This window comes from Providencia sp. PROV033, from assembly GCF_028484855.1.
Classification (GTDB): domain Bacteria; phylum Pseudomonadota; class Gammaproteobacteria; order Enterobacterales; family Enterobacteriaceae; genus Providencia; species Providencia alcalifaciens.
In genome coordinates this window covers 1-21,346 of sequence record NZ_JAMPSW010000074.1, presented here as the reverse complement: position 1 = coordinate 21,346, position 21,346 = coordinate 1, and the positions used below count along the sequence as shown (strand labels likewise).

At 42.4% G+C, this 21,346-nt stretch carries 16 protein-coding genes; 12 read left to right on the top strand and 4 right to left on the bottom strand.

Annotation, left to right across the window (positions count from 1 at the left end; genetic code table 11):
- On the top strand, nt 1-2,989 hold a 2,989-nt coding region (locus PSF16_RS12625), incomplete at its 5' end, for a TcdA/TcdB pore-forming domain-containing protein (RefSeq protein WP_272689362.1).
- An 83-nt stretch (nt 2,990-3,072) separates the two neighbouring features.
- Here PSF16_RS12625 and PSF16_RS12620 read toward each other — a convergent pair.
- Nucleotides 3,073-6,231, bottom strand: a complete 3,159-nt coding sequence (locus PSF16_RS12620) for an efflux RND transporter permease subunit (protein WP_006661069.1) — start codon at nt 6,229-6,231, stop codon at nt 3,073-3,075.
- A gap of 15 nt (nt 6,232-6,246) precedes the next feature.
- Entirely contained in the window at nt 6,247-7,437 is a 1,191-nt protein-coding gene (locus PSF16_RS12615; RefSeq protein ID WP_006659299.1) for an efflux RND transporter periplasmic adaptor subunit, read from the bottom strand.
- Between the two features lie 134 nt (nt 7,438-7,571).
- Between PSF16_RS12615 and acrR the strand changes: the two genes are divergently transcribed.
- From acrR to mscK, 3 genes are all read left to right on the top strand, one after another.
- Nucleotides 7,572-8,222, top strand: a complete 651-nt coding sequence (acrR, locus tag PSF16_RS12610; protein ID WP_006659298.1) for a multidrug efflux transporter transcriptional repressor AcrR — start codon at nt 7,572-7,574, stop codon at nt 8,220-8,222.
- 12 nt (nt 8,223-8,234) lie between these two features.
- A complete protein-coding gene (locus tag PSF16_RS12605; protein WP_006659297.1) occupies nt 8,235-8,588 on the top strand; it encodes a DsrE/DsrF/TusD sulfur relay family protein in 354 nt (117 codons plus the stop codon).
- Between the two features lie 98 nt (nt 8,589-8,686).
- Nucleotides 8,687-12,070, top strand: coding sequence for a mechanosensitive channel MscK (gene mscK, locus PSF16_RS12600; protein WP_336313815.1), 3,384 nt, complete (start codon nt 8,687-8,689; stop codon nt 12,068-12,070).
- A gap of 6 nt (nt 12,071-12,076) precedes the next feature.
- On the opposite strand, the gene rsmS is transcribed toward mscK, so the two are convergent.
- Together rsmS and priC are read right to left on the bottom strand one after the other, a co-directional pair.
- The gene (rsmS, locus tag PSF16_RS12595) at nt 12,077-12,247 is read right to left on the bottom strand and encodes a pleiotropic regulatory protein RsmS (RefSeq protein ID WP_006661072.1); all 171 of its coding nucleotides are present in this window, start codon (nt 12,245-12,247) and stop codon (nt 12,077-12,079) included.
- Nucleotides 12,248-12,257: 10 nt separating this feature from the next.
- A complete protein-coding gene (gene priC / locus PSF16_RS12590) occupies nt 12,258-12,806 on the bottom strand; it encodes a primosomal replication protein (protein ID WP_272689360.1) in 549 nt (182 codons plus the stop codon).
- A 143-nt stretch (nt 12,807-12,949) separates the two neighbouring features.
- On the opposite strand from priC, the gene apt reads away from it, so the two are divergent.
- From apt to PSF16_RS12550, 8 genes are all read left to right on the top strand, one after another.
- Entirely contained in the window at nt 12,950-13,501 is a 552-nt protein-coding gene (gene apt, locus PSF16_RS12585) for an adenine phosphoribosyltransferase (protein WP_006659293.1), read from the top strand.
- Between the two features lie 118 nt (nt 13,502-13,619).
- On the top strand, nt 13,620-15,566 hold the full coding sequence (dnaX, locus tag PSF16_RS12580) for a DNA polymerase III subunit gamma/tau (protein WP_272689359.1): 1,947 nt from the start codon (nt 13,620-13,622) through the stop codon (nt 15,564-15,566).
- 43 nt (nt 15,567-15,609) lie between these two features.
- Nucleotides 15,610-15,939, top strand: a complete 330-nt coding sequence (locus PSF16_RS12575) for a YbaB/EbfC family nucleoid-associated protein (RefSeq protein WP_006659291.1) — start codon at nt 15,610-15,612, stop codon at nt 15,937-15,939.
- On the top strand, nt 15,939-16,538 hold the full coding sequence (gene recR / locus PSF16_RS12570; protein WP_036952553.1) for a recombination mediator RecR: 600 nt from the start codon (nt 15,939-15,941) through the stop codon (nt 16,536-16,538). The genes PSF16_RS12575 and recR overlap by 1 nt, the downstream gene beginning before the upstream one ends.
- A gap of 406 nt (nt 16,539-16,944) precedes the next feature.
- Nucleotides 16,945-18,819 (top strand): molecular chaperone HtpG, encoded by a 1,875-nt coding sequence (gene htpG / locus PSF16_RS12565; RefSeq protein WP_272689358.1) that lies wholly within the window; start codon nt 16,945-16,947, stop codon nt 18,817-18,819.
- A 192-nt stretch (nt 18,820-19,011) separates the two neighbouring features.
- Complete coding sequence (adk, locus tag PSF16_RS12560; protein WP_006659288.1) at nt 19,012-19,656, top strand: adenylate kinase; 645 nt, start codon at nt 19,012-19,014, stop codon at nt 19,654-19,656.
- Between the two features lie 125 nt (nt 19,657-19,781).
- Nucleotides 19,782-20,756: a ferrochelatase gene (hemH, locus tag PSF16_RS12555; protein ID WP_272689357.1), complete on the top strand. Its 975-nt coding sequence runs from the start codon at nt 19,782-19,784 to the stop codon at nt 20,754-20,756.
- A gap of 111 nt (nt 20,757-20,867) precedes the next feature.
- Nucleotides 20,868-21,346, top strand: a 479-nt coding sequence (locus PSF16_RS12550) for a Wzz/FepE/Etk N-terminal domain-containing protein (RefSeq protein WP_272689356.1), incomplete at its 3' end; no start/stop codon positions are given.

Genomic DNA, 21,346 nt, shown 5'->3' with positions numbered 1-21,346 from the left:
AGCAGATATAAATAAAAATGAAGCGATTAATATTCGAGAAGCAGTGGGTGTCTTACAAGATAAAGTGACATTTGATTCGGATAAATCAAATATTATTGTACTACCCGTCATTCCTCAATGTTATTTGCGTTACGAATATACATCTCTTATTGGTGGTACAACTCGTGGTGATTATGGTTTCTCAGTTCTTAGAAAAATGGAAGAGAATTACCAGTTTTATTTTGATTATTTTTATTGTGGTCTAGAATATGTGATGTCAAACCTTAAGGCTGAATATGTTTTTACTCCAGTTTCGATTATTTTAGATTCAACTAATAAGCATTTAATTGTTCCTACTCTTCCTGAACCTTGGCATGGCTATATAGAACATAGCCTGATAGGCGCTGGTGCAGAATATCAGATTTCGATAAATCATGGTTCTTCTTTAAAGTTAAAGCAATCCTTATTAGCTACTGAGCAATCCACTTGGATTATCGATACCAGTAGTATTGATGGTCAGAAAGGTCAAGTAATTAAAGTTAATGATGATAATATCCAAATTGGTGATACCGTCGTTTATATTGATGAGACGGCAGCGTCTAGTAAAATTCTAATTATGAATAGTGAGCATGAAATTAGAGAAGTTAACTTCCATAATAAAAAAATAGATCTTGTTAGCATAAATGGAAAACACTGGGGCCCAAATATGGGCTCTATTGAATATTTCTTTCATGATTTGGCGAATAAAAATGAATTAAATAAAAAATATGTTATTGTTAATAATTATTCAGTTAATGAAAAAAATGTTGGCAGAGCATTCTATGATGTTGCTGCTAGGCGCATGTTATATACCAATTCATCGCATAAAGAAAATCAATCTGCAATTTTAATCACGACGATTAAAGGTGTCGCATGTTTTTATTCTCAAAGTGAAAATATTATATGGTCAACCAATATTAATAATGGCGATATTTATGCTAAGTTTAATTTTTATGATTTGTTGGGTGAGGATTCAAGTATTGAACGACTTTCAATAAAAAATAATACAGTCATTGTTGAATTGAAAAATAGAAAAAACAGTAGTGAAGTGAATGTGGTTTACTCTTTCGAGAAAAGTAAATTAGAGCTAGTCAGTATTTCTGATGATTTTCGTTTAATGGAAAAACTGAATAAACTCGATGTTATTATTCCGCCTATAAAACACAAAGATTTCTTAAATCATGATTATTTAGTTAATGAAAACTATATTAGATTGAGTCAGGATAACAAAAATATACTACCCACAATAGCCTCTCCAACAAAAACATCGCCAAAACTGGCCTCAATCGTGATGATAAAAGATACCAATTATTTAGGCTTCCAGAGTATTTATTGGCTACGTACCAGTGATGGGGTATTAATTAAACCTAATTTAGCCAGACCCGATGATTATGACCAAAAGATAATGGCTGAGATTTCTCAGACATTATATTGGTTTTCTACTAACCCTGATGAATTAGCTTATATGAATCATAGGCTCGCTAATGGGGAACCTTTTGAGCATGTATTAGAGCCTACTTATGCTGGTTTTACAGATAAATCGACACTGTTATCTATTGAAGGGCGTTTTAGGATTGCAAACACGGAGCCGACAGTATTAAAAATAGTTGGAGCTTGCTTTAATCGGTTTGATCCGCTTACCGATACGTGGAACTGGAAACCACCCGCCGACCTTATATTGGTCGGTAGCCTCTTCGATGATAATGGAGGGGAAGTCTTTTTCTTTTATAGCAAAGAGTCCGATACCATTTTCCGCCAAGAAGGGTTAGGGCAGAAGGATATCGATCTTAAAAACCCAACCGCTCAGCGATTAAGTCTTCGTGATATAGACACTGCTTTTAATTGGAACGGAAATATATTAATTATCCAAAAAAATGGCGTTGTGAAACAGCTGAATGTTAATGGTAGTGCGGATATTATTGCGTTAAATAAAACCTGGTTTGAAAATGAATCATTTAATTGGTGTAATTTAAATGATTTTATTAATGAACCTAATCCAATCACACTGTTTGGTCTGAAAGGAAAAGATGGCAAGCAATTTTTACCAGCATGGTATTTTAAAGGGAAAGTCATTGTTAGTGAGTCCTTACTATCTGAAGATACATTACATTTTTTAGATTTTGATTCGAGTGAGGGTCGTGGGGTTATTTTTGATACAAAAACCAAAAAACTATATCAACAAACCGCCATTTCGAGTGCACTGTTAGCGAATATGTTTGATGACAATCAGTCTTTAAAGCCCTCCGAACATTTACCAAAACCGATTGAATTATATCCAGACGTTTCTCTTGAGAATGCACGGAAAATAGGGGGAGGGTTAATGCTGTCTTCTAAGGAAGGGCAACTTATTTTTCATCCGCTATCAAAGAATGAACCACTAGGCTCATCATTTATTATCAAAGGAACAAATAATGATGATATTCTCGCACCAACGCAGTTAAAAGAGACTAAGACATTGATACTCAGTGGTGGGGAAGGTAAAGATACCTATCACTTGAAATTAGGGGACTGGCAAAACTATCAAACCATTATTATCGATAATCAATCACAAGATCTAGCCATTGACCATCTTGTATTACTGATAAACGTTAAGGGTAATTCTATTTTTGTTAATCGATTTAATGATAATTTAATTCTCACGGATTCCATTAATCAGACCTCATTAGTATTACATAATGTTTATGGTACAAACTCATTAGCTCACCAGCATTTGATGATTCATTGTGACGACGGCGTTTTCAATATCAGTGAGCTTGCAAACGAGGTTACGGTTCACCGTGGTGCCATGTATTTATCAAGTTATTTTGAAGAGAAGCCACAATGCAATGCAGATCTGGCATATTTAGCGGAGAGTTGCAGTCAGATAACACAGGCAAATAATGTGAGTTATCAGCCTAATGAAAAACTAGGGTGGAACACATCAAGTTCAGACATCATACCAATCAATACGCTTCAGTCTCAAATACACTAGATGATGTCAATCGATGCCAAATAAATGAAGAAACCCCCAATAGTTGGATAACTATCGGGGGTCTTTTTTTAACTCATTCGTAATTAATGAGCTGCTGGTGGCTGGTTGTTATCAGCGTGTTCTGGTGTCTTTGCAAAGCGGCGACGGATCACCACAAAGAATACCGGAACGAAGAAGATAGCCAGTGATGTTGCTGCGAACATGCCCCCCAGTACACCCGTACCGACGGAGTTCTGTGCCGCAGAACCTGCACCATTACTAAATACCAGAGGGATAACACCCAACATAAATGCTAAGGATGTCATCAGGATTGGTCTTAGACGCATTTTTACTGCATCCAATGTTGCTTCAATCAATCCTTTACCTTCTTTCTCCATCAAGTCTTTGGCGAATTCAACAATCAAGATTGCGTTCTTCGCCGATAACCCAATGGTGGTTAACAGCCCTACCTTGAAGTAAACGTCGTTATCTAAACCTCGTACTGAAGTGAAGAGTAACGCACCGATAACCCCAAGTGGTACCACTAACATGACTGAGAATGGTACAGACCAGCTTTCATACAGTGCAGCTAGACACAGGAAAACCACAATCAAGGAAATCGCATACAGGGCAGGTGCCTGGTTACCAGACAGACGCTCTTGGTATGACATTCCTGTCCATTCGTAACCAATTCCCGCTGGGAGGTTCTCGGTGGTCAGTTTTTCCATCATCAACATCGCAGCACCGGTACTTTGACCTTCTGTTGCTTGACCTTGAATGTTCATCGCAGGGACACCGTTATAACGCTCTAAACGCGGTGAACCGAATTTCCATGGGTCTTTGGATTCGTCTAAGAATGCAGAGAACGGTACCATTTTCCCTTGGTTATTACGAACATACAGGTTGCTGATATCGGATGGTAACATACGGCTTTCCGCGTCACCTTGTACGTAAACTTTCTTCACACGACCGCGGTCGATAAAGTCGTTAACGTATGAACCACCAAACACTGAGCTGAGGGTTGCGTTGATATCACTGATTGCAACACCTTGAGCCTGCGCTTTTTGCTGGTCAATATAGATTCGATACTGTGAGGTATCATCTTGACCATTTGGTCGTACACCTTGCAAAATTTCAGGGTGCTGTGCAGCAAGTCCGAGTAACTGATTACGTGCTGCCATCAGTTTTTCATGACCTAAGCCACCTTTATCGACCAACTCAAAGTCAAAGCCGTTTGATGTCCCTAACTCAACAATTGCAGGTAAGTTAAAGGCATAAATGAAGGCACCTTGTTTTTTCGATAAGGCTGCATTTGCTCGAGCAACAATCGCATCAACATGGTTTTCTTTCCCTTTACGTTCATCCCAGTTCTTAAGAACGACGAACGCCAGACCCATGTTCTGCCCTGCACCCGCAAAGCTAAAGCCACCAACGGTAAAGACAGACTCAACGTTTTTACCTTCATCTACTCTGAAGTATTCACTGACTTCATCTAAGATGACTTCGGTTTGCTCTTGGGTTGATCCTGGTGGCAATTGCACCATGGATAAAAATACCCCTTGGTCTTCGGCTGGTAAGAATGAGGATGGCAGACGAACAAACATGAATGCCATGCCCACAACCAGAATCACGTAGATGACAAGGTAACGACCCGTGCCATTCAACATACGGCTTACGCTGTCTGTATAATGGTGAGCTTGCTTTTCAAATACGCGGTTAAACCATCCAAAGAACCCTTTAGTGGAACCATGGCTGCCTTTTTCAATCGGCTTCAACATAGTAGCACACAGTGCAGGGGTCAGAATCATCGCCACTAATACAGATAACAGCATCGATGACACGATAGTGATTGAGAACTGACGGTAAATTGCCCCTGTTGACCCACCAAAGAAGGCCATTGGGATAAATACCGCGGACAGCACCATCGCGATACCAACCAGTGCACCTTGAATTTGTCCCATGGATTTTTTGGTCGCCTCTTTTGGTGGCAGACCTTCTTCTTGCATCACACGCTCAACGTTTTCAACAACAACGATGGCGTCATCCACAAGAAGACCGATGGCAAGTACCATCGCAAACATGGTTAAGGTGTTTATCGAGTAGCCAAAGGCTGACAAGATAGCAAAGGTTCCTAATAGCACTACGGGTACTGCAATTGTTGGGATCAATGTTGCACGGATGTTCTGCAAGAACAGATACATAACGACAACAACCAACATAATTGCTTCGACCAGCGTTTTAACTACTTCGTTAATTGAGATTTTAACGAATGGCGTTGTATCGTACGGATAAACAACTTCAAGTCCTTCAGGGAAGAAGGGTTCCATATCAGCTAACGCTGCACGGACGTTATTTGCTGTATCTAATGCGTTCGCGCCCGTTGCGAGTTTAATACCGATACCCGCCGCTGGCATACCGTTAAAGCGCGCAACTGTACTGTAGTTTTCCGCACCGAGTTGAACGGTAGCGACATCTTTCAAACGAACTTGGGAACCGTCTTGGTTCACACGTAATAAAATGTTCGAAAACTCTTCTACGTTACTTAAACGGGTTTGAGCAATAATAGATACGTTCAAACGCTGACCGGCAACAGGAGGTGTTCCCCCTAGCTGACCGGCGGCAACTTGGTTGTTTTGTACACGAATTGCATTAATGACATCCGAAGTTGCCATGTTGTACTTAACGAGTTGCTCTGGTTTTAACCAAATACGCATTGCATATTGGGTACCAAACAGCTGGGTTTCACCAACACCATTAACACGACTCAGTGGGTCCTTAATATTTGAACCTACGTAGTCGGCAATGTCATATTGACCCATTGAACCGTTTTTCGAAATAAAGCCTGCAACCATTAAGAATGAGCTGGTGGACTTATCGACACTAATACCTTGTTGCTGTACTTCTTGAGGTAAAAGTGGCATTGCCAATTGCAGCTTATTCTGTACCTGTACTTGAGCGATATCGCCATCAGTACCTGCTTCAAAAGTCAGCGTGATGCTTGCTGAACCTGATGAATCACTGGTTGACGACATATACACCAAATTATCGATACCGTTCATGTTCTGTTCGATAACTTGGGTCACCGTATTTTGTACCGTTGATGCATCTGCACCAGGGTAGTTAGCTGAAATGGAAACAGCCGGCGGTGCAATCGTCGGATACTGAGCGACAGGTAACTTGATAATTGCCAGCAGACCTGCAAGCATGGTAATAATCGCGATTACCCATGCAAAAATTGGTCTATCTATAAAAAACTTAGGCATTAATCAATAGCTCCCTTATTTAGACGCGGTTTCAGGTTTAGCCTGAGTGTCTACAATGGATTGAGTTTCTAAGTTTGCTTGCTTTGGCACAACAACCATTCCCGGTTTGATTTTCTGCAAACCAATTACAATGACACGGTCGCCATCTTTCACGCCATCAGTGACTAACCAGTTGTTGCCAATCGCTTGTGCAGCTTTCACTTTACGCACTTCAACTTTGTTTTCTGCGCCAACAACCATGACCTGCGCGTCACCTTGTGGAGTACGAGCAACACCCTGTTGAGGAACTAAAATCGCATTTTCTTTCACACCATCTTCTAGAATGGCGCGAACAAACATACCTGGCATCAGTTCTTTATTCGGGTTAGGGAACACAGCACGCATAGTGATAGAACCAGTGGTTTCATCAACAGTGACATCAGAGAACTCTAGTTGCCCTTTCTGTGCGTATTCTTGCCCGCCATTAATCACTAAGCTAACTGGCGCTTTGCCGGGCTCTTTTTGCAGTGCCCCTTGTTCGATTTCATTTTTTAAGCGTAAGAAATCTTCACTCGATTGCGTCACATCCACGTAGATTGGATCTAATTGTTGAACGCGCATTAGTTCAGTTGTTTGACCCGCAGAAACTAAGGCACCTTCCGTGACATTGGATTTACCCGTACGTCCACTAATTGGCGATGTCACTTTCGTGTAATTCAAATTAATACGTGCGGTTTCAACGGCTGCTTCCGCTGCTTTTACCGCAGCTAGAGATTGTGCATAAGTTGAATTCGCTTGGTCGTATTCTTGTTGACTAATGTAGTTGGTACCAAGCAGTGGCTTATAACGTTTAACAGTTAATGCGGCGAGATTAGCATTTGCTTGCGCTTTGGCTAATTCTGCTTTAGCACTATTATAGGTTGCTTGGAAAGGCGCAGGATCGATTTGATACAACGACACGCCAGCTTCAACATCGCTACCTTCTTTGTAGTTACGTTTTAAGATGATGCCACTAACTTGTGGACGAACTTCTGCAACTCGATATGCAGATGTACGGCCTGGAAGTTCGGTCTTAATGGTCAGAGGTTCAGCTTTCAGCGTAACAATTCCTACATCAGGCGCCGGGCGTTCACCGCCACCTTTCTGTTCTTCGTTACAACCAGATAACGCTAAGCCGCCTGAAAGGACCAACAGAGCCAGAGGTAACACTCCTCTGTTTTTTCGCATAAGTTAACCTCAATTAATCGATATGAGTTCAAAACAAAATTAAGAAAAAAAGCAAATTATATGATTTATCACTATGCTATAGTACAAACATACACTAATGTATGTAAATCAGCTTTCTACAAAAATGGGTGACAATGGCACGAAAAACTAAACAACAGGCTGAAGAAACCCGTCAGGAAATACTCGATGCAGCTATCAAAACATTTTCTGAACGAGGAGTGACAGCTACGTCATTAGCCGATATAGCCAAAGCCGCGGGTGTGACCCGAGGTGCTATATACTGGCACTTTAAGAATAAGGTGGATCTCTTTCATCAAGCCTGCGAATTTAGCGATAATCAAATTACTCAGGCTGAAGATTATTATCGTTCGAAATATACCAATGATCCACTTTTAATACTAAGAGAATTGCTAATTTATATTCTTACTGATTTTATTAGTATCCCCAAAAATCGTGCATTGATGGAAATCTTTTTCTTAAAATGTGAATTAGTTGGTGAAATGGCTTCTGTTGTTGATTTTAAACGTGAAAATTATATGGCCAGCCAACATAGAATAGTGAGAAATTTACGTGACTGTATTGAGGCTGGACAACTTCCTGACAACTTAGATTTAGAATGCAGTGCGGTAATGATCCGATCATTAATGTCAGGTTTACTTGAAAACTGGTTATTACAGCCAGAGAGTTTTATGATAGACGCACATACGACGACGTTAGTTGATACTCTATTAGAAACGCTTAAAAATAGCGTCTCTCTACGAATCAAACCAACGCCAAGCGAATAATCGGAGAAAACCATGTCATCTATTTTGATCATTGCGAATGGCGCACCATACGGAAGTGAAATGTTGTTCAACTCTTTGCGCCTAGCCATAACATTAAAAGAACAACATCCACAAACTGACTTAAAAATCTTCTTAATGTCTGATGCAGTGACGGCGGGAATTACGGCACAAAAGCCGAAAGAAGGATATAACCTCCAGCAAATGTTAGAGATCCTAACCGCGCAAAACGTTCCAGTAAAATTATGCAAAACCTGCACCGATGCGCGTGGTATCAGTGAGTTACCACTGATTGATGGCGTTGAAATTGGAACGCTGGTGGATTTAGCTGCATGGACACTAGCCGCTGAAAAAGTTCTCACATTTTAATGTTAAAACAGTTTAATTTAAAAACTGAGCTGCGGTTCGTCAGGAATTGCAGCTAAAAATGGGCATGTAGTATAAAAGTAGGATCACAACGAAATATCATGGGCTCACTGATGCAATATAAAAAAGCGTGGTTATATTCCGTTAGAATATTTTTGGCATTTTCCATCACCTTTTTTTCTTTCCAAATTTCCGCGGCAACAATTAATAATCTTCCCAGTAAAAATGAGATAAAAACAGAGCTTAATTCATTAAATAAAAAAAGCAGTGCAGGGCAGGAAGATAAACTTATCATTGCAGATCTGGAAAAATCATTAACTTACTATGATGAATTGGAAAAATTAGATCAGCGTTCGGATGAGCTGCAAAAAAAAATAAATCACTCAGGCGAAGAATTGAGAAAAGCGGTTCAGGGTTTATTACAAATAAAAGTTCAGAATGAAAATCCAGATATTAATTTTCAACATCAAATTGAAAATAGCAGCCTCGAACAATTAGAAACGATGTTGGCGACGTATTTGGATAATCTGCAAGCTGAGCAAAATGATCTTGCTACTTATAATAGTCAACTGATTGGTCTACAAACCCAACCTGAACGAGCTCAAGCGAGCATGCTGGATAATGCCCGCCGACTGCAAGAGATTCGCAATGAGCTTAACAGCACATTGACTGACTCCAGCAAATTGCGCACCACACAAGCTAACATGTTGCAACTTGAGCAATACCTTCTTCAGCAACAAAATGAGTTTCAAAAGCGCGTTTTACAAGCAAATACTCAACTCCAGGACGTTTTACAAAAACAACGTGATTACACCGCAGCGTATATTGAACAATTGGACGCTCGTATCCAAATTATTCAAGATGCGATTAGCAAAGCACGCCTCAATGACTCTCAATCAACGGTGCGCGAAGCGCAAAACACGTCGACCGATGACGCGGTACAACAAAATCCTATTCTTCAAAAAGAGATTGAAATTAACAACAAGTTAAGTAACCGCTTGATTGAAGTGACGCAAGATGGCAATAGAATGGTGCAAAACGGTATCCGAGTGAAAACGTGGCTGGAGCGTGCGACACAATCGGAACGTAACCTAAAAGAGCAAATTAACGTATTACGCGGTAGTTTATTACTATCACGGATTCTTTTTCAGCAACAAATTGATTTACCAGCAGATATTCTCACCAAAAATCTACCAGTGACCATTGCAGATCTGCGTCTGGAACAATTTGATATTAACCAGCAGCGTGATGCGCTGTACCAGCCTACTGATTACATTAATAATTTGGAGCATCAGCAAGCGGCCAAAGTGGGTGAGCAAGAAAATGCTGTGCTGTTTACGCCTGAAGATAAAGCGGCATTGGTTAAAATTTTGGATGTTCGCCGTGAATTACTGGATGAATTGAATCTACAGTTAGGCGGACAAATTTCCCAAGCTATTAACTTACAATTAGATCAAAACCAATTATTGAGTGTGGTCAGTTCTCTCGAACATACTTTAGCGCAGCAAATTTTCTGGGTGAACAGCAATAAACCGATGGATATCGAGTGGTTAAAAGCCTTCCCTGAAGCCGCAACGAACCAACTGACTCATCTGGATTTTGATTTTTCATTTTCAAGCTTGAAGAAAGGATTTATTAGCGCACTGTGGGTTACTGTTCCTCTATTATTGGTAGCACTGATTTTCATCTGGTTTAACCGCAAGATAACCCAACGCTTACATGAAATTGATCTGCGTTTATCCAGCCTCAGAAACGACAGCGTATTAAATACGCCGTTGGCGTTGTTGCTAACCTTATTGCAAACCATCCCAATTTCTCTTGTGGTGATCGCAATTGGCTATTGGTTCTTAAAGACGGGTAATCTGCAAGGGGAATTTATCTGGTCCTATTGCTTGCAGTTAGCCATTTTCTGGGCATTGTTTGAACTCACATTTAGGGTGTTAAAGCCGCAAGGTATCGCAGAAAAACATTTCAATATTGACCATGAAAATGCCCAGCGTATGCGTCGTAGAATGGTGCGTTTATCGGTACCGCTGTTACCACTGATTTTCTTTTCTACTTACGGAATGATTAACCCTCTGAAGGTATCCGAAGATGTGATTGGACAGTTAGTGGTCTCTATCTGTTTATTACTATTATGTATTTTCACGATTCCATTCTGTAAACAGGTTTGGAAGGAAACCGGTAGCCACTTAACGCGCTCGATTTTGATCACGTTACTGACATTCTCACCGCTAATTTTAATCGGTTTGATGATTGCGGGTTACTATTACACCACACTCCGTTTAGCCAACCGTTGGTTAGATAGCTTGTACCTGCTGGTGCTTTGGTACATCACGTATAATGTCTGCTTGCGTGGTTTAAGTTTGGGGGCGAGAAAGCTGGCGTATAAGCGAGCATTGGAACGCCGAGCTCAGTCAAAACAGCAAGAAGAAGCTGAAAATGAGCCAATCAAAGAGCCGCCAATGACGATTGAGCTGATTAGCCAGCAGTCATTGCGCTTAACGACCATGGTGCTGTTTATTATCTTCGCCTTTGCGTTCTACGCAATTTGGTCCGACTTTATTACGATTTTCTCTTTCCTTGATAGCGTTCAGTTATGGAGCTATAGCGCGACATCAGCGGAAGGGGCGAATATCATGCAGCATGTGACTTTGGCCAACCTAATTTTAGCCGTAGTCATCGTGGTGGTGGCGTGGATCATGACGCGCAACTTACCTGGGTTATTGGAAGTGTTGGTGTTATCGCGCCTCAAACTTCGCCAAGGTTCCACCTATGCCATCACCACCATGTTGACCTATGTGATTGTCAGTATCGGGGCGATTGCTTCCCTCGGGATGATAGGGGTGACATGGAATCAGTTGCAATGGTTAGCCGCGGCCTTAACCGTTGGTCTCGGTTTTGGTTTACAGGAAATTTTTGCGAACTTCGTTTCGGGGATAATTTTGCTGTTTGAAAGACCGATTCGCATTGGGGACACCGTCACGATTGGTACTTACTCGGGGACTATCAGTAAGATCCGTATTCGTGCGACGACCATTGTGGATTTTGATCGCAAAGAGGTGATCATCCCAAACAAGGCATTTGTGACTGAGCGATTGATCAACTGGTCACTCTCCGATACGGTCACGCGCATCACGATTTCTTTAGGGGTTGCGTATGGTTCGGATCTGGAAAAAGTGAAGCGTGTTTTACTGCAAGCGGCAACATCGAACAGTAAAGTAATGACAGATCCTGCACCGGCAGCATACTTCTTAAGTTTTGGGGCGAGTACGTTAGATCACGAGCTGCGTTTTTATGTTCGCCAAATTGGTGAGCGCACTATGACCAGTGATGAAGTCAATCGTGAAATTGACCGGTTGTGTCGTGAAAATGATATCAATATTGCCTTCAATCAATTGGAAGTGCATTTGCATAATAATCAGGGTGATGAAGTGCAGGAAGTGACAAAAATCATCAAAGATAAACCGGATGATGAAAAATAACCTGTGTTAATTACTGTTCTGACAGGCTGCTTCGGCGGCCTGTTTGCTAAGGTAATCGCGTTTCACTATGTCTAATGCTTTCAGAGCGATATCGGGGCTTATCTCAGAGGACTCTAATAAGTAGATTAAATCCACCGCAAGCTGTATTTCTGGTGGTGCATTCTCTAGGGGCTCCATACGCATTTCCTTAGTCAAAAAATTGATTTTCTTGGTGCTCGATGGCTTTTTCAATACGCATCAAGGCTTGTCTGCACCGATATAATCGTCCAGCCAATGCTGCAAGCTCTTTTTGGCACTGATGCTGTAAGTGCGAATCAGTTAACCCACTTAAGTCGAGTTCTTTTTCACTCACCATCGCCTGTAAACGGCGTTCATAATCTTGATGTTGTGATAAACGTTCATATAAATCAACTTGTTCCTTTTTTGTCCGAAAGGAATTTTCTTTTTCACGTAATCCTTGTGTTGAAAGCTCGCGAGAAATCGCTTGCATCTGATGGACGATTTTTTCGGTCAGAAAGGTCACTTGTTGGGTATGATTGAGCGTAACACTATTGCACAGTTGCTGATAAAGCGTGTTGAGCTCTTTTTGGCAATCTCCCAGTTTGGTGGATTTATGGCTAAACAGCTGCATATCAAATCGGGAGTGAGAAAATTCATGGTCTTTGATGGGAGCAACACGTACCGCTAATTCGTCAATCTGCTTTTTTAATGCGTCCAAAAGAGCCTGTGTTTTCATTTTTTATTCTCAATAAATGTGAAAAGTGGCGGAATATTGATATCCAACAACAAAACTTAGCGCAAAAAGACGGCTTCTTATTGCATTTTTATGGTAGTTTGCATAGATTCTACCCTTTCGTATTTACTATATTGGTTTTTATTATGACCGCTAAAGAGCAACAACTGCAATTGATTAAAGAAAGTATCGCGACTATCCCTAATTATCCAAAAGAAGGTGTGCTATTTCGCGATATTACCACACTGTTAAATGACCCTGCGGCTTATCAAGCAACAATCGATATGCTAGTTGAGCATTATCAAAACAAAGGTGTGACCAAAATTGTGGGGACTGAAGCCCGTGGTTTCCTGTTCGGCGCTCCTGTTGCATTACGCTTAGGCGTTGGTTTTGTACCTGTGCGTAAAAAAGGCAAATTGCCGCGTGAAGTATTAAGTATGACGTATGACCTCGAATACGGTACCGATACACTGGAAATTCACAAAGACAGCATTAGTGCACAAGATAATGTGTTAGTCGTGGATGATCTGTTAGCAACGGGTGGTACTGTCGAAGCGACGGTTAAAATGATTAAGCAACTCGGCGCAAAAGTTGTCGATGCAGCTTTCGTGATCGGACTGCCAGATTTAGGCGGTGTTGAGCGCTTAGCCAAAGAAGGTGTTACTTCCTATAGTCTTGTTGAGTTCCCTGGTCACTAATCTGCTCCGCACTCTTCTTACTATTTTTACGGCAGTCTCGCCCAATGGGTTGAGGCTGTGGTAGCATGGTACTATTATTATATTTATCAATGTCCCATGTTGAATAACAGTGGAATCCATGAGCTATCAGGTACTTGCCCGTAAGTGGCGCCCCCAAAAATTTTCGGATGTTGTTGGTCAGCAGCATGTGTTGACTGCGCTTGCTAATGGGCTTGAGCACCAACGGCTTCATCACGCTTATCTCTTCTCGGGTACCCGCGGTGTCGGGAAAACCACGATCGCACGTTTGTTTGCCAAAGGGCTGAACTGCGAAACAGGGATCACAGCAACACCTTGCGGTAAATGCGCGAACTGTTTGGAAATTGAGCAGGGGCGATTTGTCGATCTGATTGAGATTGATGCCGCATCACGGACAAAAGTCGAAGACACGCGAGAATTACTGGATAACGTTCAGTACGCACCCGCCCGTGGTCGCTTTAAAGTCTATCTCATTGATGAAGTTCACATGTTGTCGCGCCACAGTTTTAATGCGTTGCTTAAAACACTGGAAGAGCCGCCTGAACACGTCAAATTCCTGCTTGCAACCACTGATCCTCAAAAGCTGCCAGTCACCATTTTATCCCGTTGCTTACAATTCCATTTGAAAGCGCTGGATGTGGCTCAAATTAGCGAACAGCTTGAGCTTATCTTGAATGCAGAAAATATTGAGCATGATACTCGAGCCCGCCAACTGATCGCACGCGCTGCCGATGGCAGTTTACGAGATGCGCTGAGCTTAACTGACCAAGCGATTGCCATGGGGCAGGGGAAGGTAACTGCGGATATCGTGAGCCAAATGCTGGGCACCCTTGATGATGAACAGCCACTCGCCATTATTGAAGCGTTAATTCGTGCGGAGGGTGCTGCCGTCATGTCGCAAGTGGAACAAGCGGCATCCCGAGGAGCGGACTGGGAAAATCTATTGGTTGAGATCCTCTCTTTGCTTCACCGAATCGCGATGATTCAACTGTTACCAGCGGAGCAAGAAACCGATCCATCCTCTACGGAAGGGCGTCTAAGGCAAGCTGCTCGATTAATTTCTCCAGCGGATCTTCAACTTTTCTACCAAACCTTGCTGGTGGGTAGAAAAGAATTAGCCTATGCGCCAGAAAGACGGATGGGCGTGGAAATGGCTCTACTAAGAGCGCTAGCCTTCCACCCAAAGAGCATTATTGAAGAAGTAGAATTGCCGCCGAAATTAGTTTCAAACGCGCCGGCTTCCACTTTTCAGCCAGAGCCAGCACCATCAACGGTAAGACGCCCAGCCCCGCAGCCTGCGAGCGCAGAGAACTTACCGGAAAATAGCCCAACATTGCAGCTATTAAAAGCCAGACAGGCACTACAAACGCCACAAAGTGAGGATCCGAGTCCAAAAAAGACTCATCCGGTGACGTCCGAAAGGGCTAAGCCGGCGGTTTCAGCACTTGAACGGCTGGCCGCGGTAACCAGCAAACATCAGCAAAATGTGATGGAAAAAGCGTCACAGAAGACCAAGCCTGCGAAGCCGAAGCCTTACCAGTGGAAGCCGCAAAATGGTGAAGTTCTTGACGCAAAAGACACAGTGACAACGCCAACGGAAATCAAAGAGGCGTTGGAATATGAAAAAACCCCTGAGTTAGCAATAAAAATCACCGAAGAAGGGCGCGAACGTGATAGTTGGTCGGGGGAAATCGCGCAATTAAATATTCCGAAGCTAGTTGAACAATTGGCTTTGAATTCATATAAAGAAGAATTGGACGAGTCGCAAATTGTATTGCACTTGCGCTCCGCTCAACGCCATCTTGATAAACCTAACGCTCTCAACGCGTTGCAAGACGCGTTGAGTGAACATTATGGTCGCCCTGTTGAACTGAAAATCGTTCACGATGATAATACGGCGGTGAAAACGCCGCTGGAATGGCGTCAGGCGATTTATGAAGAGAAACTGGCGCAAGCCCGTCAGTCTATTATTGCGGATAAAACAATTCAAAAATTGCGCGCCATGTTTGATGCGCAATTGGATGAAGAGAGTATTCGCCCCGTTTAACGCTACAGTTGCGAATCTGTAGCCTCAGTTGTGAGAGAAAACTATGTTTGGTAAAGGTGGATTGGGTAACCTGATGAAACAGGCCCAGCAAATGCAAGATAAAATGCAGAAAGTTCAGGAAGAAATCGCTCAACTCGAAGCTACTGGCGAATCTGGTGCAGGCTTAGTCAAAGTGACCATCAACGGTTCACATAACTGCCGTCGTGTTGAAATCGATCCTAGCCTGTTAGAAGACGACAAAGATATGCTGGAAGACTTGATTGCTGCGGCATTCAATGATGCAGCGCGTCGTATCGAAGAAACACAAAAAGAAAAAATGGCTAGCGTATCTAGCGGTATGCAACTGCCACCAGGCTTTAAGATGCCATTCTAATGCAAACGAGTCCGCTTCTTGAATCATTGATGGAAGCGCTGCGCTGTCTCCCCGGTGTGGGACCCAAGTCAGCGCAGCGAATGGCTTTCCAACTTCTGCAACGTGACCGTAGTGGCGGAATGCGTTTGGCTCAGTCGCTGACTCGTGCAATGTCCGAAATCGGGCATTGCCGCGATTGCCGCACATTTACTGAGCAAGACACCTGCAATATCTGCGATAACCCGCGCCGTCAGCAAAATGGGCTGATTTGCGTGGTGGAAAGCCCCGCAGATATTTACGCTATCGAGCAAACTGGTCAATTCTCAGGTCGCTATTTCGTACTCATGGGGCATCTGTCACCATTAGATGGCATTGGACCGATGGATATCGGGCTAGATAGGCTCGAAGAGCGACTGGCATCGGAAAACATCACTGAAGTGATTTTGGCGACCAACCCGACAGTAGAGGGGGAGGCGACGGCAAACTATATTGGGCAGATGTGCGCGCAGTATGGGGTGGCGGCGAGCCGGATTGCGCATGGGGTGCCTGTCGGCGGGGAGTTAGAGATGGTTGATAGCACGACGCTTTCTCATTCGTTGTCAGGCCGCTCGAAGTTGTAGCATCCTCGTCATATTTCAAATTGTAGGGGTGTTGGCTGCACAACCTCACCCTAGTCACATACTTGTGTATGCTCCTAGGGATTGTTCTTATCCTCGTCATATTTCAAATTGTAGGGGTGTTGGCTGCACAACCTCACCCTAGTCACATACTTCAGTATGCTCCTAGGGATAAGCTTGCTTGCCGCCTACCTACAACTTTGAACTATTTAGAGGAAGGTAGGTAGCTACCTTATAAAAGCAAAACCCTCAAGCCAAAACTCTCGTAGTCTTCCATAATTTACTTTCGTTCATATTAATTTGGCTGCTAATTTGTGGTTAGTGGTTGAATTCTATTTTTTTGTCCCCAAATTAGTTTCCATCGATAAGTCAAAACCTAACTATTAGATTGATGATATAGAGGCGATTAATGAGTATGAAAGGACAAGAAACTCGTGGGTTTCAATCAGAAGTCAAACAACTGCTACAGTTGATGATCCACTCTCTTTACTCAAACAAAGAAATTTTTCTGCGTGAGCTCATTTCCAACGCATCCGATGCGGCGGATAAACTGCGTTTTCGTGCATTATCTAAGCCTGAACTGTATGAAAATGACGGCGAACTGCGTGTGCGTATTAGCGCAGACAAAGACAAAGGTACTCTAACTATCAGTGACAACGGCATCGGTATGAGCCGTGAAGAAGTCATTGAAAACTTAGGTACTATCGCTAAATCAGGCACCAAATCATTCTTAGAATCATTAGGCAGTGACCAAGTCAAAGATAGCCAAATGATCGGTCAATTCGGTGTGGGCTTCTACTCCGCATTTATTGTTGCCGATAAAGTCACCGTACGCAGCCGTGCAGCGGGTGCTGATGCGAGCGAAGGGGTGTTCTGGGAATCTGCTGGCGAAGGTGAATACACTATCGCAGATATCGAAAAAGCCGATCGCGGAACCGAAATTACCCTGCATTTACGTGATGATGAAAAAGAGTTTTTAGATAACTGGCGTTTACGTTCTGTTATCAGCAAGTATTCTGACCATATTGCTCTGCCTGTTGAAATCGAAGAGAAAAACGAAGAAGACGGCACTGTGACTTGGGAAAAAATCAACCAAGCGAAAGCACTGTGGACGCGCAGCAAATCTGACATCTCAGACGAAGAATATATTGAGTTCTACAAGCATATCTCCCACGACTACGCAGATCCATTAACGTGGGCACATAACCGTGTGGAAGGGAAACAGGAATATACCAGTCTGCTGTATATTCCATCTCAAGCCCCATTTGATTTGTGGAACCGCGACCAGCGCCACGGTTTAAAACTGTATGTTCAACGTGTCTTTATTATGGATGATGCAGAGCAGTTTATGCCTAATTACCTGCGCTTCGTTCGTGGGGTATTGGATTCCAACGATTTACCGTTGAACGTTTCCCGTGAAATTCTGCAAGATAGCGCATTGACGCGTAACTTACGCAGCGCACTGACAAAACGTGTTCTGCAAACACTGGAAAAACTGGCGAAAAATGATGCTGAGAAATACCAAACATTCTGGCAGCAATTTGGTCTGGTGATGAAAGAAGGCCCTGCTGAAGATATGGGGAACGGCGAAGCGATTGCGAAATTGCTACGCTTTGCAACCACGCATAACGACAGCAACGTGCAAAATGTCTCATTGGAAGATTACGTGAGCCGCATGGTAGAAGGGCAAGATAAGATTTACTACATCACTGCGGATAGTTATGCCGCAGCGAAGAGCAGCCCGCACTTAGAATTGTTCCGTAAAAAAGGAATTGAAGTTCTGCTGTTATCTGACCGCATTGACGAATGGATGATGAACTATCTTTCTGAATTTGATGGTAAACAATTCCAATCTGTCAGCAAAGCGGACGAGTCATTAGACAAGTTAGCAGATGAAAACAAAGCGGAACAAGAAGAAGCAGAAAAACAGTTAGAGCCGTTCGTTGAACGCGTGAAAACCTTCTTGGGTGACCGTGTGAAAGAGGTGAAATTAACTCATCGCTTAACGGATACTCCTGCGATTGTAACTACGGATGCGGATGAAATGAGCACCCAAATGGCGAAACTGTTCGCTGCTGCGGGTCAAGCTGCGCCTGAAGTAAAATATAACTTTGAACTGAATCCGAATCACCCACTGGTGAAAAAAGCCGCTGAAGTGGAACAGGATAGTGTGTTTGCGGATTGGGTTGATGTCCTACTCGACCAGGCTTTACTGGCAGAGCGCGGCACATTGGAAGATCCAAACTTATTCATCAAAAAAATCAACGAATTACTTTTAAAATAATTCGCTGAGTTATTTTCGTTTTCGAGCATAAACCACGTAAAAATGCGATTTTTTGCGTGGTTTTTTTCTTTTGCGAAAAAAGATAAATGGGAAAACGTTTACGTGCCTTCTTGAGTCAGGTGCCATGCTAATGGTATGGTAGAGCGTTTTCTTTTCAAATTATAAAAAACTAAATAGCAAGGGGTTTACGCAATGCGTATCATTCTGCTTGGCGCTCCGGGCGCTGGTAAGGGCACTCAAGCTCAATTTATTATGGAGAAGTTTGGGATCCCTCAGATTTCAACCGGCGACATGTTACGTGCCGCGGTAAAATCAGGGAGCGAGTTAGGTTTACAAGCTAAAGAGCTGATGGATAATGGCAAATTAGTGACTGATGAGCTGGTTATCGCATTAGTGAAAGAGCGCATCAAACAAGATGACTGTCGCAATGGCTTCTTGTTGGATGGGTTCCCGCGTACCATTCCTCAAGCGGATGCAATGAAAGAAGCAGGCATCAATGTTGATTACGTTTTAGAATTCGATGTGCCAGATGACATCATTGTTGAACGTATTATTGGTCGCCGCGTTCACGCACCATCAGGTCGCGTATATCATGTGACTTTCAACCCACCTAAAGTTGAAAACAAAGATGATGTGACTGGTGAAGAGCTAACGATCCGTAAAGATGACCAAGAAGATACAGTTCGTAAGCGTTTAGTTGAATACCATGCACTGACTGCACCATTGATTGCTTACTATCAAAACGAAGCGAAAGCGAGCAGCACTCAGTACTTCAAATTAGATGGTACTCGCAAAGTGGCTGAAGTGAGCGCAGAGTTAGCGAAAATTCTAGGTTAATTTTCTCTGAGCTAAATTGAAAAGGCAGCGCAAAACGCTGCCTTTCTTTTTGTGCCACAAGTTGGCAAAATTAGTTATCAAAATCTGTTATTGTTGGGAATGATTATCAATTAGGAGTGGTTCTAATGTTAGAAAAAAAATATGGAATACTATTGGTAAATTTGGGAACGCCCGATGCCCCAACAACATCAGCAGTTAAACGCTATTTAGCAGAATTCTTAAGTGATCCCCGCGTTATTGATCTTTCCCCATTGATCTGGAAGCCTATTTTACATGGCGCTATTTTGCCAATTCGCGCTTCCAAAGTGGCAAAACTTTATGGCTCAATTTGGATGGATGAAGGCTCGCCATTATTAGTTTATTCACAGCGTCAAAAAGAAAAATTATCTGCATTTTTTCCTAATACGCCGATTGAACTGGGAATGACTTATGGCTCGCCGTCAATAAAGAGCGCTATCGACAGTTTGATTGCTCAAGATGTGACGGAATTGGTGGTTTTACCTCTGTATCCACAATATTCCTGCACCACGACTGCAGCTGTTTATGAAGCTATTACTCGCGCTTTTAAACCTATGCGGACTATTCCTTCTGTGCGGTTTATTCGTAGCTACGCGACGCACCCTGCGTATATTCAAGCGTTAGCTGAATCCATAGAGGCTAGTTTTGCTGAGCATGGTGAGCCGGATAGACTCATTCTCTCTTTTCACGGTATTCCGCAGCGCTACTGCGATTCTGGGGATATTTATGACAAAGAGTGTGAGCAAACGACGGAACTATTAAAGCAAGCGCTGAAATTTCCAAGTGACCGAGTTCTTATGACTTACCAATCTCGATTTGGGCGCGAGCCATGGTTAAGCCCATACACTGATCAGACGATGAAAAAACTGCCATCAGAGGGCGTTAAATCTGTTCAGGTTGTTTGCCCTGGTTTTTCAGTGGATTGTTTAGAAACGTTAGAAGAAATTAGTGAACAGAACAAAGAGTTCTTTTTACATAGTGGTGGTGAACAATACCGTTATATTCCTGCTCTGAATGACAGTGATATTAGTATCAATATGATTCAGTTAATTCTGAAAAATTACGTAAAAAGTGTTGTATAACCGTTAATATCATAAAGATGACTAATGGTTATATCCAAAACTCAAATTTAGACTATAATTACGACCTCAATATTCGACAGTATAATTTAGAGCTTGTTGTACGGAATTAACATGACTGAAAAAACCAATTTGTCTTCAGAATTAAAAAAGCAGTTAGAGCAAGACCCGCAATTTAAATTACAGCAAAATGATGAGATCGATCTCATGGCGCTAATCGCGGTTCTGTTTAAAAATAAACTCCTGATTATTATTGCAACAGTCATTGTTACCGCATTGAGTATTGGGGTCGTAAAAATGCTTCCTCAAAAGTGGACGAGTGAAGCAATTATTATCCCGCCAACCTCTGAAGAGCTAAAAGAAGTCAATGAATTTTCTGCGCGTTTAAGTGCGCTGGGAATGGATGTTGACCTAGGCTCTCAACGTATTTACAACGAATTTATTATTCAATACCGTTCCAAAGTTAACCAAGAAGCATTTGTAAAAAGCACCGATTATTTCAAAGCGATGCTTGATAAGCTTGATAATAAAAATGATCCATTAGACGTTCAGCGTTTGGTTAATCGAATTATTGCCGATTCCATTAAACTGAA